At 68.0% G+C, this 13927-nt stretch carries 12 protein-coding genes; 8 read left to right on the top strand and 4 right to left on the bottom strand.

Going from position 1 to position 13927, the window contains the following annotated elements:
* Positions 1 to 150 precede the first annotated feature (150 nt).
* The 3 genes from BBX35_RS05955 (at position 151) to BBX35_RS05945 (ending at position 3069) form a co-directional block, all read left to right on the top strand.
* Positions 151 to 960, top strand: coding sequence for a UDP-2,3-diacylglucosamine diphosphatase (locus BBX35_RS05955; protein WP_067217118.1), 810 nt, complete (start codon positions 151 to 153; stop codon positions 958 to 960).
* Positions 957 to 1991, top strand: a complete 1035-nt coding sequence (locus BBX35_RS05950) for a glycosyltransferase family 4 protein (RefSeq protein WP_067217116.1) — start codon at positions 957 to 959, stop codon at positions 1989 to 1991. Before BBX35_RS05955 ends, BBX35_RS05950 begins: the two co-directional genes overlap by 4 nt.
* Before the next feature lie 88 nt (positions 1992 to 2079).
* Positions 2080 to 3069, top strand: coding sequence for a threonine ammonia-lyase (locus tag BBX35_RS05945; protein ID WP_067217113.1), 990 nt, complete (start codon positions 2080 to 2082; stop codon positions 3067 to 3069).
* Positions 3070 to 3088: 19 nt separating this feature from the next.
* Here BBX35_RS05945 and BBX35_RS05940 read toward each other — a convergent pair whose 3' ends face one another.
* Both BBX35_RS05940 and BBX35_RS05935 read right to left on the bottom strand, forming a co-directional pair.
* Positions 3089 to 4138 (bottom strand): DUF2336 domain-containing protein, encoded by a 1050-nt coding sequence (locus BBX35_RS05940; protein WP_067217111.1) that lies wholly within the window; start codon positions 4136 to 4138, stop codon positions 3089 to 3091.
* Between the two features lie 187 nt (positions 4139 to 4325).
* On the bottom strand, positions 4326 to 5507 hold the full coding sequence (locus tag BBX35_RS05935) for a protein phosphatase CheZ (RefSeq protein WP_067217109.1): 1182 nt from the start codon (positions 5505 to 5507) through the stop codon (positions 4326 to 4328).
* 126 nt (positions 5508 to 5633) lie between these two features.
* Between BBX35_RS05935 and BBX35_RS05930 the strand changes: the two genes are divergently transcribed.
* Positions 5634 to 6872: an MFS transporter gene (locus BBX35_RS05930; RefSeq protein ID WP_067217106.1), complete on the top strand. Its 1239-nt coding sequence runs from the start codon at positions 5634 to 5636 to the stop codon at positions 6870 to 6872.
* A 19-nt stretch (positions 6873 to 6891) separates the two neighbouring features.
* On the opposite strand, the gene dgcA is transcribed toward BBX35_RS05930, so the two are convergent.
* Both dgcA and dgcN read right to left on the bottom strand, forming a co-directional pair.
* The gene (dgcA, locus tag BBX35_RS05925; protein WP_067217103.1) at positions 6892 to 7875 is read right to left on the bottom strand and encodes an N-acetyl-D-Glu racemase DgcA; all 984 of its coding nucleotides are present in this window, start codon (positions 7873 to 7875) and stop codon (positions 6892 to 6894) included.
* Positions 7872 to 8885, bottom strand: coding sequence for an N-acetyltransferase DgcN (gene dgcN, locus BBX35_RS05920; protein ID WP_067217100.1), 1014 nt, complete (start codon positions 8883 to 8885; stop codon positions 7872 to 7874). Before dgcN ends, dgcA begins: the two co-directional genes overlap by 4 nt.
* A 233-nt stretch (positions 8886 to 9118) precedes the next feature.
* Between dgcN and BBX35_RS05915 the strand changes: the two genes are divergently transcribed.
* Genes BBX35_RS05915 through BBX35_RS05900 form a run of 4 tightly spaced genes read left to right on the top strand, consistent with a single transcriptional unit; the run spans position 9119 to position 13374 of the window.
* Positions 9119 to 10264 (top strand): ABC transporter permease, encoded by a 1146-nt coding sequence (locus tag BBX35_RS05915; protein WP_067217098.1) that lies wholly within the window; start codon positions 9119 to 9121, stop codon positions 10262 to 10264.
* Positions 10265 to 11074: an ABC transporter ATP-binding protein gene (locus BBX35_RS05910; RefSeq protein ID WP_067217095.1), complete on the top strand. Its 810-nt coding sequence runs from the start codon at positions 10265 to 10267 to the stop codon at positions 11072 to 11074.
* An 18-nt stretch (positions 11075 to 11092) separates the two neighbouring features.
* On the top strand, positions 11093 to 12742 hold the full coding sequence (locus BBX35_RS05905; protein ID WP_067217092.1) for an MlaD family protein: 1650 nt from the start codon (positions 11093 to 11095) through the stop codon (positions 12740 to 12742).
* A gap of 20 nt (positions 12743 to 12762) precedes the next feature.
* Complete coding sequence (locus BBX35_RS05900; RefSeq protein WP_088946040.1) at positions 12763 to 13374, top strand: ABC-type transport auxiliary lipoprotein family protein; 612 nt, start codon at positions 12763 to 12765, stop codon at positions 13372 to 13374.
* Positions 13375 to 13927: the final 553 nt, after the last annotated feature.

Raw genomic sequence — 13927 nt, 5'->3', positions numbered from 1 at the left:
CGAAGTGATAGCGGAGCCGCATGCGCTCCGTCCAGCTGCAGACGTGCGGCGGCGTTTTCTTTCCGCCTTTCGGCCGGTCTCTTGTGTTTGTCATATTTCTGAGACCGGAATCGCGCATCTAGACGCTCAAAGACTTGTCAGGAGCGTGCCATGTCCTCCGAGCCAACCCAGAGACATTTCAGGGCGATCTTCCTGTCCGACATTCATCTTGGTACGCGTGGCTGCCAGGCGGACATGCTGCTCGATTTCCTCAAGTATCACGACGCCGAGACCATCTATCTGGTCGGCGACATCGTCGACGGGTGGCGGTTGCGCCGCATGTGGTACTGGCCGCAGTCCCACAACGACGTGGTGCAGAAGCTGATGCGCAAGGGCCGCAAGGGCGCCCGCATCGTCTATACGCCCGGCAACCACGACGAGTTCCTCCGCGATTTCCTCGGCACCCATTTCGGCGGCATCGAGGTGGTGGAAGAGACCATCCACGAGACCGCCGACGGGCGCCGCTATCTGGTCATCCACGGCGACCGCTTCGACGTGGTGGTGCGTCATGCCCGCTGGCTCGCCTTCCTCGGCGACTGGGCCTATGTGACCGCGCTCAACCTCAACACCGGTCTCAACATCATGCGCCGACGCCTCGGCCTGACCTACTGGTCGCTCTCCGCCTGGGCCAAGCTCAAGGTCAAGAACGCGGTGAACTTCATCGGCAAGTTCGAGGAGACGCTTGCGGGCGAGGCGGAACGGCAGGGCGTCGACGGGGTGATCTGCGGCCATATCCACCATGCCGCCGACCATACCGAATTCGGCACCCACTACATCAACACCGGCGACTGGGTGGAGAGCTGCACCGCCGTTGCCGAGCATCACGACGGCACGTTCGAGATCATCCGCTGGGCGGAGCGGGCCGAGCAGGTGCCGGCCCTTGCAACCGTCGAGCCGCGCCGGGCGCAGGCCGCCGCATGAAGTCGCTGCTCATCGTCACCGATGCCTGGCACCCCCAGATCAACGGTGTCGTGCGCTCCATCGAGCGCACCGTGGACGAGCTGCACCGCATGGGCGTGCCGGTCGAGGTGTTGTCGCCTGCCGACTTCTTCACCGTTCCCTGTCCGACCTACTCGGAAATCCGCCTGTCGCTGACGACGCCGTCCGCCCTGCGCCGGCGGATCCTTGCAGGCGGCTACGATCACCTGCACATCGCCACCGAGGGGCCGCTGGGCCTGATGGCCGCGCGCGTCGCCCGCCTGCTCGGCCTTGTCTACACGACGAGCTACCACACGCGGTTTCCCGAATACCTGTCGGCGCGGGTGCCGGTGCCTGTCTCCTGGTCCTATGCCTGGCTGCGCCGGTTCCACAATGCCGGCCAGGGCTGCATGGTGGCGACCTCGACGCTGGAGCAGGATCTTGCCGCGCGCGGCTTCGTCAATCTCATGCGCTGGTCGCGCGGTGTCGACCATGAGCTGTTCCGCCCGCGCGAGGGCAGCGTGCTGCCGGAAACGCTGGCCGGCCCGGTCTTCATGTATGTCGGCCGGGTTTCGGTCGAAAAGAACATCACCGCCTTTCTCGACCTCGATCTGCCCGGCACCAAGGTGGTGGTCGGCGACGGGCCGCAACTGGCGGAACTGCGCGCACGCTATCCGCAGGTCCTGTTCACCGGCTCGAAGACCGGCGAGGATCTCGCCCGGCATTATTCCTCCGCCGACATCGTGGTCTTTCCGAGCCGCACCGACACGTTCGGCAACGTCCTGCTGGAGGCGCTGGCGGCCGGCGTTCCGGTTGCCGCCTATCCGGTGATGGGCCCGCTCGACATCCTTCAGGGCACCGGGGCCGGCGTGCTCGACGAGGATCTCGGCAAGGCGGCGGTCGCGGCGCTGGACATTCCGCGCCAGCGCTGCCGCGAGCTGGCGCTGTCCTACAGCTGGGAAGCCAGCACCCGCCAGTTCCTCAACAACTGCCTTGCGGCGGCGGAGCGGGTGCAGGCGCGCGGCGCGGCCTGAGCGCTTTTCGCTGTCGGCCTGCTTCAACCGGGCCCTTCAATCAGGCATGGCGATCATGTAGGACTCGATGCTTCTGCAGGAGGCTCTCATGGACGCGATTCCCGTCACTCCCCCGGTATTCCAGGACATTCGCGACGCGCAGCGGCGCATTGCCGGAGAAGCAGCGGTGACGCCCCTGCTGCGCTCGGCGTTTCTCGACGAACTGACCGGCGGAACCGTATTGCTGAAGGCGGAGAACCTGCAGCGCACCGGCTCGTTCAAGTTCCGCGGCGCCTTCAACCGCCTGTCGCTGATCCCGGAGGGCGACCGCCATCGCGGCGTGGTCGCCTGCTCCTCCGGCAACCATGCGCAGGGCGTGGCGGAGGCCGCGCGGGTTCTCGGCATGCCGGCGACCATCGTCATGCCGCAGGACGCGCCGCAGGCGAAGCTCGACCGCACCCGCCGCTCCGGCGCGCGGGTCGTCACCTATCGCCGCGGCGTCGACGACCGCGACGTGCTCGCGCTGGAGATCGCCCGTGAGACCGGCGCGACCATGGTCCATCCCTACAATGATGCCGGCGTCATCGCCGGCCAGGGCACGATCGGCGCGGAAGTTGCCGAACAGGCGGCGGCGATGGGGCTGGTGCCGGATGCGATGCTCACCTGCGCCGGCGGCGGCGGCATGACCGGCGGCATCGCCCTTGCCCTCGAAACCCTGCTGCCCGACTGCGAGCTGCTGCCGGTGGAGCCGGAAGGCTTCGACGATCACGGCCGCTCGCTGGTCGGCGGCACGGTCGTCGCCAATCCGAGCGAGGCGGGCTCGGTCTGCGACGCGCTGCTTGCCCGTCAGCCGGGCGAGATCGGCTTCTCGATCACCAGCCGCCGGGCGCGCCGCGGCCTTGCGGTGAGCGATGCCGAGGCGCTGGCGGCGGTCGCCTTCGCCTTTCGCGAGCTGAAGCTGGTGGTGGAGCCGGGCGGGGCCGTGTGCCTTGCCGCGGTACTGTCGGGCCGGCTGCCGGTGAAGGGACGCGTGGTGGCGCTCACCCTGTCCGGCGGCAATATCGACGCCGACATGATGGCGAAGGCGCTGGCGGGCTAAGCAGCGAAAGCGGCGAGGGTCAGTTGAAGGCGCGCTTGCTGCCGGGATGGCGCATCGTCCGGTAGGTGAAGACGTCCTGCGCCACCGTCTTGTCGCCGATCCCCAGCCACTCGCAGCGCAGACGCAGGAACTGGCCGTAGGTCTTCGGGCCGATGCCGGTTTCCTTCATCAGCATCGCCACGGCGCCGCCCGCCTGCGAGGCGAAGGTGTCGCGCACCGCGGAGTCGCGCAGCGACAGGTGGCGCGACACCAGCCAGATGATGCCGTTCATGTCCTTGCGCTCGACCAGCGTCAGGAAAATGCTTTCGAAGCCCAGCTCGCCCGAGGCGATCTGGATGTGGATCTCGTGGCGCGACAGCTGCTCGCCGCCGACTTCCAGCCCCGCATCCCGCTCGTCGTCCACGGCCGTCTGCGCCAGCTTGTCGAGCGCGTCCTGGTTTTCCAGCGCGCGCTCCAGGTCCTCCGGCATCAGGGGGCAGTCCGTCTGCGAGATCATCTTCATGTCGCCGAGGAAGGCCTCGTCCTGCACGCAGCGCCGGGCGAGGGCACCGCGCAGCCGGTGGTCCGCCGCCGACAGGATCAGCACCGCGAGCAGGGCCCTGACGGCGAATTCGGCCCCCTGGTTCTGCAGCAGGGCGTTGACCACCGGAAAGGCGCCGCGTGCGATCAGTGTGTCGACGATCTCCTTGGGCACCTGAAGCCGGCGGGCGATGGCCAGGCGGTGCCGGTCGGTGCGGGTGCGCGAGACCTGCAACAGCTTCTCGTTGCTGACGACCGGCGAGTGCTCCAGCACCGGCTCGCTGATGTCGAAGGGCTCTTCGGTGAGGCGGTCGGCGAGCGGCTGGGTGATGCGCGCGGTCCGGGCGAGGCGCACGACGATGTCGAGGCGGACCGAATGGTCGAGCTGGTCGAACACGTCCAGCACGAGACCCGAGAACAGGTGGCGTTCGGCGTCGGTCGGCTCGCGCTCCAGCTTGTCGGCATACTGGGCGCTCAGCAGGCGCACGAGCTCGGATCGCGCCGAAGCCTCCTGCGTTCTCGCCAGTTCCTCCAGCCGGTCGCGGATCATGCCCCTCCATCCATTCCGACGTCTGTCTCCAAGTCGAAGCAATACCTGCAAACGCCCGTCCTGCCCAAGGGCAAAGATATCGGCAGGCTAGATAAAATTGACGAGGGCCGCTGCGGCCGGCAACCCGCGTTATCGGGTGGCAGCAAAAGGCATGCATGCGTCGGCGGGCCGGATGCCCGCTGGCGGATCAGCTGAACAGCGACTGCTTCTCGCCCGGCGACAGGCGGTCGAGCGGATCGTCGCCGTCGTTCGCCGGCTCGGCCCGCGGCTTCGGCGCGGGTTTCGTCTCGGCGCGCGGCACCACCTCGAACTCGGCTTCCCAGGCGGCGGTGTCCTCGTCGTCGACCATCACCACGTCGTCGAAGTCGTCTCCGGCCGGCAGGTCGGCCTTGTGCTCGCCGGGCTTCTCGAACACGTCCGCATCGGCGAAGTCGATGTCGTCGAACTCGAGCCCGGCCATTTCGCGGGCGCTCGCCTGCTCCAGGCCGGCATCCTCGCCGACATCGAAGATATCGGCGTCGGTGTCGGCATCCGTGTCGGCATCCGTGTAGGCCGATGCGAACAGGGCGTCGATCTCGTCGGCGGAGGCCGTCTCGCCGGAAAAGGCGCTGGCCTCGTCGTCGGCTGCATCCTGCGCGTCGACGACCGCGACATCGGCCGTGCCGACATCGAACATCTCGTCGACCGCGTCCTGCGACACGCCCTTGCCGTCGAGCTGCGGGCCGTTGAGCAGATGCGCGTCCGGCCGCTTGTCCTCGACGAAGGTGGTGTCCTCGGCGCGGTTGCCCTCCAGGCCCCAGATCGAGATCATCAGGTTGATCCGCGATTCCAGGTATTGCAGCACCTGGACGATCTTCTGGGTGCGCTGGCCGGTCAGGTCCTGGAACGAGCAGGCCATGAAGATCTCGGTCGCCCGCGCATCGATGTCGTCGCAGCTTTCCTGGTCCGCGCCGTTCTCGCGCAGCGTCCAGGCGGTTTCCTGGATGGCTTCGGCGGCGGCGAGGATTTCCTGCGTGGCGCTCTCGGTCTTGGTGACGATGGCGTCGAGCTCGTTCGAGGCCTCGATGAAGCGGTTGCCCTCTTCCTGCTCGTGCTTGATGTTGGCGATCTCGCGCTTGGTGCGTTCGATCGCCTCCTGCATGTCGGCAATGTCGAGGCGAATGCGGTCCATGCTGGGGACGGTGCGCTCGCGCACCATGACCTTTTCCAGCCGGGCGATGGCGTCCAGCACCATCTGCGTCTCCGGCTTTTGGTTCCGCCGCATGTATTCGTCGAGGAACCAGCGACCGCGATCCGTGTCCGTCAAGGCGTTCAGGAGCGCTTCGTAGTCGCTTTCCCGGATCGCGCTCGGCGTGCCCATATCAGCCATACTGTCGTTCCGCGTTCCTGATCCGTCTCGGTCCCGGGTCGTCCCGAAGCCGTCGGTCATGCTTAATCGCCAAATCCTTAAAATCGGTATAGAAGGCAGTTCCTCTCGGCTGGCGGATGTTTCCACATGCCTCTTCACGCAAGGGTTGCGGCGATTTTCGCAGCCTATTTCTTCGGCCTCGGCCTGTTCCTGCCCTTCTTTCCGCTGGTGCTGTCGAACGCGGGATTGAGCCCGGGGGAGATCGGCACGCTGCTCGCCATCCCGATGCTGGTGCGCCTTGCAGCCAACCCGCTGATCGGCGCGGCGGTCGACCGCTTCGGCACTCCCGGACGCGCCGTGGCGCTGCTCAGCATTCTCGCCGCCATTGCGTTTTCAGGCTTTTTCCTCGCCAAGAGCTTCTTCGCCAGCGCCGTGCTGCTGGTGTTTATTTCCATCGCCTGGTCGCCCCTGATGCCGCTCGGAGACGCGCTCGCCGCCCGCGTGGAGCGCGAGGGCAAGGGCGATTACGGGCGCATGCGCCTGTGGGGTTCGGTCTCCTTCATCGTGGCGAACGTGATCGGCGGCGCCCTGATCGGCGAGTGGACGACCGGGGTCGTCGTCGGCGGCATCGTCGCCGGTCTGGTTGCGGCCGGGGCGGCGGCGCTCAGCGTCAAGCTGCCCAGGATTCGGGTCGATGAAAACGAATCGGTCTCCATCACCTCTCCCGACGCCGCGCTGGCCGAGGTGATGGAGGAGGGCGCGCCGCCCCCCGTCCCGGCCCGTCGCAAGGGGCTGGCGGCCGTGCTGCGCGAGGGCGCCTTCGTGACGCCGGGCTTCCTGCTGGTGATCCTGGCGGCCGCCTGTGCCCAGGCCAGCCACGCGGCCTATTACGCCTTCAGCGCGCTGCACTGGTCGCAGACCGGCGTGTCCGGCGCCGCCGTCGGCATCTACTGGGGCCTCGGGGTGATCACCGAGATCGGCCTGTTCGCGGCCTCCGCCCGGGTGCGGGCGGTGCTGGGCGTCAACGGCCTGCTCGCCATCGGCATTGCCGGCGCCGTCCTGCGCTGGATCCTGTTCCCCTTCGTGGAAGAACCCGTCTCCATCGTCCTGGTGCAGCTGCTGCACGGCCTCAGCTTCGGCGCGACGCATCTCGGCGCCGTCGCCTTCGTCGCGCGCATGGCGCCGCCGCAATGGGCGGGCGCGGCCCAGGGCGTCAACTCGATGGTGATCGGCGCGGTGACCGCGCTCGCCTCCGCCGTCGCCGGCGTGCTCTACGCCTCCAGCCCGGTCTCGGCCTTCCTGGCGATGTCGCTGCTGTCCGGCATCGGCGGGCTGTGCCTGCTCGCCGGCCTCGTCGTCTCGAACCGGGCGAAGCGGGCCGGCTGAGGCGGCTGGAGCCTTGCTCTCAGCCCCAGAGCTCGGGGCGGGGCGGATGCATCAGGCTGCCGTCGAAGACGAGCCCCGGCTCGCGGTCCTTCGACAGCAGCAGCGGCGCGTCGAGGTCGACATAATCGGCGTCCTGCGCGATCAGCGCGCCCGGCGCCATCGCAAGCGAGGTGCCGAGCATGCAGCCGATCATCACCTTGAACCGCATCTCGCGCGCCTTGCGGGCGAGCAGCAGCGCCTCGGTCAGGCCGCCGGTCTTGTCGAGCTTGATGTTCACCGCATCGTAGAGCGGGGCAAGACGCTCCAGATCCGCCGAGGTGTGCAGGCTTTCGTCGGCACAGACCGGGATCGGGCGCGGCAGGCGGGCCAGCGCGCCGTCCGCATCGGAAGGAAGCGGCTGCTCGATCAGCTCCACTCCGGCGGCATGGCAGGCGGTCATGTTGCGCTCGAACAGCGCCTCGCTCCAGGCCTCGTTGGCATCGACGATCAGCCGGGCGTTCGGCGCGGCGGCGCGCACCGCGGCGATCCGCGCGTCGTCGCCCTCGCCGCCGAGCTTGATCTTCAGCAGCGGGCGGTCCTTCGCCTTCGCCGTGTCGGCGGCCATCTTTTCCGGCGTGCCGAGGCTGATGGTGAAGGCGGTGGTGACGGGGCCCATGTCGCTGATGCCGGCGAGCTGCGCCGCGCTGGTTCCCGCCCGCTTGGCGGCCAGGTCCCAGAACGCGCAGTCGATGGCGTTGCGTGCCGCGCCCGCCGGCATCGCCTGCTGCAGGCCGGCGTGGTCGAGCCCGCGGGCGATGTCGGGCGCCAGCCGCTCGATATCGGCCATCACACCCTCCACCGTCTCGCCGTAGCGGGCGTAAGGCACGCACTCGCCGCGGCCGCGATGCGGCCCTTCGCTCAGCGTCACCATCACCACATGGGCGTGGGTGCGGCTTCCCCGCGAGATGGTGAAGCCGCCCTCGATCGGCCAGCTGTCGGTGGCAACGCTCAGCTCGACGGTCATGGCTTGCCGAACTCGGCCGCGATCCGCTCGACGATGCCCTCGCAGCCGAAGCGGACGGGATCGGTCGCCGGCAGGCCGTATTCGGCCTCTGTGTCGGCCAGCAGCTTGCGCGCCTCCGCCTCGTCCAGCGCCACCGTGTTGATGCTGATGCCGACGCAGCGGATGTCCGGATTGGTCAGCTTGCCGAGTGCCACCGTCATGTCGATGACCTGCTGGATGGTCGGCAGCGGCGTCTTGACGCCGCGCATGTTGGTGCGGGTCGGCTCGTGGCAGACGACGAAGGCGTCCGGCTGGGAGCCGTGCAGCAGGCCGAGCGTCACGCCGGCGAAGGAGGGGTGGAACAGCGAGCCCTGGCCTTCCACCAGGTCCCAGTGGGTCTCGTCGGCGGCCGGCGAGATCCATTCTGCCGCACCGGAAATGAAGTCGGCGATCACCGCATCCAGCGCGACACCGCGGCCGGAAATGAACACGCCGGTCTGGCCGGTGGCGCGGAAGTCGGCATCGAAGCCCTTGTCCCGCATCGCCTGTTCCAGCGCCAGAGCGCAGTACTTCTTGCCGACCGAGCAGTCGGTTCCCACCGTCAGTAGCCGCTTGCCGCTGCGCTTGGTGCCCTTGCCGGTGTCGAAGCGCATGTCGGAGTGGCGTACGTCGAACAGCTTGCGGCCGTTGCGCTCGGCCGCCTCGCGGACGGCAGGAACCGCGCCGAGGCGCATGTGCAGCCCGCTCGCCACGTCCATGCCCGCGTCGAGTGCGGCCACGATGGAGGCGACCCAGTGGTCGGGCAGCACGCCGCCGGCATTCACCGCGCCGATCACCATGGTCCGCGCGCCGGCCTTGGCGGCGTCCTGCGGCGACATCTCGGGCAGTTTCGCGTCCGCCTTGCACCCGTCCAGCCGGTGCTGGCCGATGCACCAGTCGCGGCGCCAGTCGACGATGCCGAGGCCCGTCTTGGCGGCCAGCGCATCCGGCACGTCGCCGAGGAACAGCAGATAGGGGTGGGCGATTTCCATCATGGACTCCTGACGGTCGGAATTTCCGGTCTGGTCGGCCAAACGCCGGCAGGAGCACGCAAAAGCGGTGGCCGGCTGGACGCTTGCATTGGCGCCAAGGTATACGTGGAGCTTGGGAGGCTCGGCAAGGGGGCGGGGCCGCCCGACCGGCCTCCGCATGCCCCTCGCATGCAAGGGGAGGCAGGCAGCCTGGCTGCCGGACGCAGCACGAACGGGACGGGACCACGGCAGGCATGACGGTTGAGGCAGCTCAGGAGATACCGCGTATCTCGGCGCAGGAGAAGGACGGCGACCTGCTCCTCGTGCTTGCCGGGCCGTGGACGATCCAGCACAGCGAGATTCTCGAACAGGCGGTCGAAAGCCTCGGCGCGCCGTCGGCCCGGCGCATCCATGTCGATCTGTCGCAGGTCGGGCGGATGGATACCGCCGGGGCCTGGATGGTCCACCGCCTGCGCGGCGATCTGGAGTTTCACGGTGCGCGCGTCAGCCTGCACCGGGTGCGCTCGTCCTTCGATGCGCTGATTTCCGAGGTCGAGCAGCACCATCCGCCGCCGTGGAAGCCGCAGCGCAGCCGGTTTTCCCTGTTCGGGCTGTTCGAGCGGACCGGCCGCCAGGTCGTCGGCATCGGTCAGGACGTGCTGGCCGTGCTGCACATCGTCGGATCGCTGGTCGGCGTGCTGTCCAGCGTCTTCGTGCGACCGCGCTGCCTGCGGCTCGTCTCCATCGCCACCCAGTTCGACAGGGCCTGCATCGGCGCCGTGCCCATCGTCATGCTGATGAGCTTCCTGATCGGCGCGATCATCGCGCAGCAGGGCGGGTTCTATCTGCGGCAGTTCGGCGCCGATGTGTATGTGGTGGACCTGTCCGGCGTGCTGGTGCTGCGCGAGATCGGCGTCATCCTGACGGCGATCATGGTGGCGGGCCGGTCCGGCTCCGCGTTCACCGCCGAGATCGGCTCGATGAAGATGCGCGAGGAGATCGACGCGCTGCACGTCATCGGCCTGCGGGTCACGGAAGTGCTGATCCTGCCGCGGCTGTTCGCGCTGATTCTCGCCCTGCCGATCCTGACCTTCCTGTCCAACCTTGCGGCCCTGTTCGGCGCCGGGCTGATTTCCTGGCTCTATCTCGACATGGCGCCGCGGGTCTTCATCAATCTGATGCGGCAGTCGGTTACGGTCGACACGCTGATGGTGGGCATCGTCAAGGCGCCGTTCATGGCGCTGATCATCGGCCTTGTCGCCTGCGTGGAGGGCATGAAAGTCTCGGGGTCGGCCGAGTCGCTCGGCCATCACACGACCATGTCCGTGGTGAAGGCGATCTTCATGGTGATCGTCGTCGACGGCCTGTTCGCCATCTTCTTTTCATCGATCGGAATCTGAATGCCGTCCGAGACCGCCCTGTCGCCGCCGAGCGCGGACGAGACGAACGCGCCCGGCGACGAGGTGATCCTGCGCGCCCGCGGCGTGACGGTCGGCTTCGGCTCGACACTGATCCTCAAGGATCTCGATCTCGACGTGAAGGCGCGGGAGATCCTCGGCTTCGTCGGCGGGTCGGGCACCGGCAAGTCCGTCCTGATGCGCACCATTCTCGGCCTCACGCCGAAGCGGGCCGGCACCATCGAGGTCTTCGGCGTCGATCTCGACAAGGCCTCGCCGGACGAGCGCCAGGCGGTGGAGCAGCGCTGGGGCGTGCTGTTCCAGCAGGGCGCGCTGTTCTCCTCGCTCACCGTGCGGCAGAACATCCAGGTGCCGATGCGCGAGCACATGCGCATGTCGCAGCGGCTGATGGACGAGCTCGCGCTGCTCAAGCTCGAGATGGTCGGCCTGCCGCGCAATGCGGCCGAGAAGTTTCCCTCCGAGCTCTCCGGCGGCATGATCAAGCGCGCCAGCCTTGCGCGTTCGCTGGCGCTCGATCCCGACCTCGTCTTCCTCGACGAGCCGACATCCGGCCTCGATCCCATCGGCGCGGCGGCGTTCGACGATCTGGTGCGCAAGCTGCGCGATACGCTCGGCCTCACTGTGTACATGGTGACCCATGATCTCGACAGCCTGCATTCCATTTGCGACCGCGTCGCGGTATTAGGAGAAAAGAAAGTGTTGAAGGCGGGCACGGTCGCGGAACTCATGAAATTCGACAATGCCTGGGTGCAGTCCTATTTCAACGGCGAACGGGCGTTGCGGCGGGTATAGGCAGGAACAGGCGTAAGCATGGAAACCCGCGCGAATTATATTGCCATCGGTGCGTTCGTCTTCGCGACGCTCATCATCGGTTTCGTGTTCATCTACTGGCTCGGCAGCCGGGCGGAAGGCCCGCGCGCGCTGCCGGTGAAGGTCGTGTTCAACGGCGCCGTGACCGGCCTGTCCGTCGGCGGCGCGGTGAATTTCAACGGCATCAAGGTCGGCGATGTCGGCGAGCTGGGCTTCGATCCGAAGGACCCGCGCGTGGTGATCGCGACGATCCGCGTCAGCCCGACCACGCCCCTGCGCAAGGACGTGAAGGCGACGCTGGGCTTCCAGACCCTTTCGGGCATCGCCTATGTCGACCTCTCCGGCGGCACCACCAGCGCGCCGCTGCTGCTCGACCCCAATGCGGAAGAGCCGCCGGTGATCTATGCCGAGAAATCCGCCTTCGAGGACATCGTCGAGGGCGCGCGCGACATTCTCAGCCGCGCCGACACCACGCTCGCCTCCATCGAGCGCGTGGTGAACGACAACCGCGAAGAGGTGAACAAGATCATCGTCAATGCCCGCGTGTTCTCCGACGCGCTGGCCAACAATGCCGATGGCGTCGACACGTTCATGGCCAGCGTCGCCAGCACGGGCGAGGCGCTGCAGAGCCTGTCCGGCCGGCTCGAGGGGCTGGTCGACAGCGCGACCGCCGTGGTCGATGCTGTGCCGCCGAGCCGCGTGACCGAGATCGTCAACAACGCCGCCGAGGTCACCTCCAAAGCTGCCGAGGCCGCGGACGGGCTCACCGGTCTCGTTGCCAATGCGGAGAGCGCGGCGCAGGAGCTGCAGCAGTTCGCCTCCGGCCTGACCACCAGCCTTGCCAAGGTCGACGCGGTGATCGAGACCGTCCGTCCCGAGGCGATCACGCGGATCGTCGACGGCGCCTCCGCCTTCGCCTCCGTGCTGCAGGAGCGCTCCGCCGACATCGACCGGCTGGTCGTCTCCTCCACCCGCACGATGGAGAACCTGGAACAGGCCAGCACCTCGCTCGCCGAGGGCAGGGAGGACATTCGCCAGGTCCTGGCGGATGCGCGCACCATCGGCACGCAGCTCGTCGCCACCGTCGACCGGATCGACCAGGTCGTCGCCGCCGTCGATCCGGAACAGGTCAAGAGCCTGGTTGCCTCGGTCGAGCGCTTCTCCGGCGAGATCGCCGGCAAGACGAAGATCGTGACCGACGCCATCGAGAAGGCGGGCGAGGCGGTCGACAACGTCAACGAGTTCAGCCAGAGCCTGAAGGGCCGTGGGCCGCAGATCGACCAGATCGTGCGCGACGCGCAGGAACTCGCCTCCAAGCTCAATGCCACCGGCACCCGCGTCCAGAGCGTCGTCGACAAGGTCGACGCGATGGTGGAGGGCGACGGCGAGGGCCTGATCGCCGAGGCGACGCAGGCCGCCGCCTCGATCCGCAAGGTCGCCGACGTGCTGGCAGAGCGGGTCGGGCCGATCACCAACGGGCTGGAGCGCTTCACCGCGCGCGGCTCGACCGATTTCTCGAATGCCATGGCGCAGCTCAGCCGAACGCTGCTGGAGATCCAGCGCACAGTGTCCGATCTCAACCGCGATCCGCAGCGCGTGATCTTCGGCGGGCCGGACAAGCCGACCTTCGGAGGGGCACAGCGGCGATGATGCGAACAACGGGGTTGCGTATGCGTGGGACGGGTCGCCTCAAGGGAGCAGTCTCGGCCGCGGGGCTGTCGCTGGCGCTGCTGCTTGCCGGCTGCGGGTCGGCCAGCACGCCGGATGCCTATTACGGGCTGACGACGCCCGCGCTTGCGGAAAAGGCCGCGCCGGGCCGCAGCGGCAGCGTCCAGGTTCTGGTGCCGGCGCCGCGCGCGCTGCAGGCGCTGGACACCGCGTCCATCGCCGTGGTCGATGCAGGCCCCGTCTACACCTATTTCCCGAAGGCCGCCTGGACGGACACCCTGCCCAAGGTGGTGCAGGCGAAGATCGTCCAGTCGCTTGAAAACACCCGCGGACTGCGCGGCGTCGGCCTGCCGGGCGAGGGGCTCTTGATCGACTACCAGCTGCAGACGGATCTCAGGTCCTTCCAGCTGCAGATCGACGGCCAGGACCGGGCGGTGGTCGAGGTGATGGCGCGCCTCGTCAACGACCGCAACGGCCGCACCAAGGCGAGCCGCATCTTCCGGGCGGAAGCCCCGGCCCGCAGCACCAATGTGCGCGATGCGGTGGACGCGATGAACGCGGCCGCGGACAGCGTGCTGCGCGAGATCTCGACCTGGGTCCTGTCGAACGTCTGACCGGCTCAAGCCCACGCTCCGCCTGTCATCCCGGTTTCGGCGCAGCTGAAGACCGGGATCCAGTACACTCGGACGATTGAAATCGGGCCTCGGCACTGCCGCGAGCGCCCCTCGCCGAGAGGCATCCGCTTTCGCGCCACCATCCGCCCCGGCGGATACTGGATGCCTGCCTTCGCAGGCATGACAGCCGAGGGTTGGGATGAACGCCTCTCGTGTCTCACGCTTGCCGGGGCGCCAATGGTTCCCAAAGCGGCGGCGATAATACCCACACCTCTCCTTGCGTCATCCCGGGCAAGCGTGAGCTGCGACCCGGGACCGGAGAGCCGAGGGCGTATGAGGTGCGCAACGGGCAGAACCCGCAAACGCAGTGCCCCCCGGTCCCGGATCATCGGCCTCGTCCGGGAAGACGCAAGGAGAGGCAGGCCCGACAGACACCCACTCCCGTCATGCCGGACCGCGGGGCGCGCAAGCGCCATCGCGTGATCCGGCATCCAGATGTCAGTCGCGGGCGCCAGCCCACGCCTTCAATGCGTAGAAGAATAGAAAGTGCGCC

Origin of the sequence: Stappia indica (assembly GCF_001696535.1) — a bacterium.
GTDB classification, from domain to species: domain Bacteria; phylum Pseudomonadota; class Alphaproteobacteria; order Rhizobiales; family Stappiaceae; genus Stappia; species Stappia indica.
Note: the sequence above shows the minus strand (reverse complement) of the source record. Positions and strands in the feature narration are given on the sequence as shown.

Bases quoted from the DNA above. Each gene is read 5' to 3' on its own strand.
- BBX35_RS05955 (WP_067217118.1), top strand. From the start codon at position 151: ATGTCCTCCGAGCCAACCCAGAGACATTTCAGGGCGATCTTCCTGTCC.
- BBX35_RS05950 (WP_067217116.1), top strand. From the start codon at position 957: ATGAAGTCGCTGCTCATCGTCACCGATGCCTGGCACCCCCAGATCAAC.
- BBX35_RS05945 (WP_067217113.1), top strand. From the start codon at position 2,080: ATGGACGCGATTCCCGTCACTCCCCCGGTATTCCAGGACATTCGCGAC.
- BBX35_RS05940 (WP_067217111.1), bottom strand. From the start codon at position 4,138: ATGATCCGCGACCGGCTGGAGGAACTGGCGAGAACGCAGGAGGCTTCG.
- BBX35_RS05935 (WP_067217109.1), bottom strand. From the start codon at position 5,507: ATGGCTGATATGGGCACGCCGAGCGCGATCCGGGAAAGCGACTACGAA.
- BBX35_RS05930 (WP_067217106.1), top strand. From the start codon at position 5,634: ATGCCTCTTCACGCAAGGGTTGCGGCGATTTTCGCAGCCTATTTCTTC.
- dgcA (WP_067217103.1), bottom strand. From the start codon at position 7,875: ATGACCGTCGAGCTGAGCGTTGCCACCGACAGCTGGCCGATCGAGGGC.
- dgcN (WP_067217100.1), bottom strand. From the start codon at position 8,885: ATGGAAATCGCCCACCCCTATCTGCTGTTCCTCGGCGACGTGCCGGAT.
- BBX35_RS05915 (WP_067217098.1), top strand. From the start codon at position 9,119: ATGACGGTTGAGGCAGCTCAGGAGATACCGCGTATCTCGGCGCAGGAG.
- BBX35_RS05910 (WP_067217095.1), top strand. From the start codon at position 10,265: ATGCCGTCCGAGACCGCCCTGTCGCCGCCGAGCGCGGACGAGACGAAC.
- BBX35_RS05905 (WP_067217092.1), top strand. From the start codon at position 11,093: ATGGAAACCCGCGCGAATTATATTGCCATCGGTGCGTTCGTCTTCGCG.
- BBX35_RS05900 (WP_088946040.1), top strand. From the start codon at position 12,763: ATGCGTGGGACGGGTCGCCTCAAGGGAGCAGTCTCGGCCGCGGGGCTG.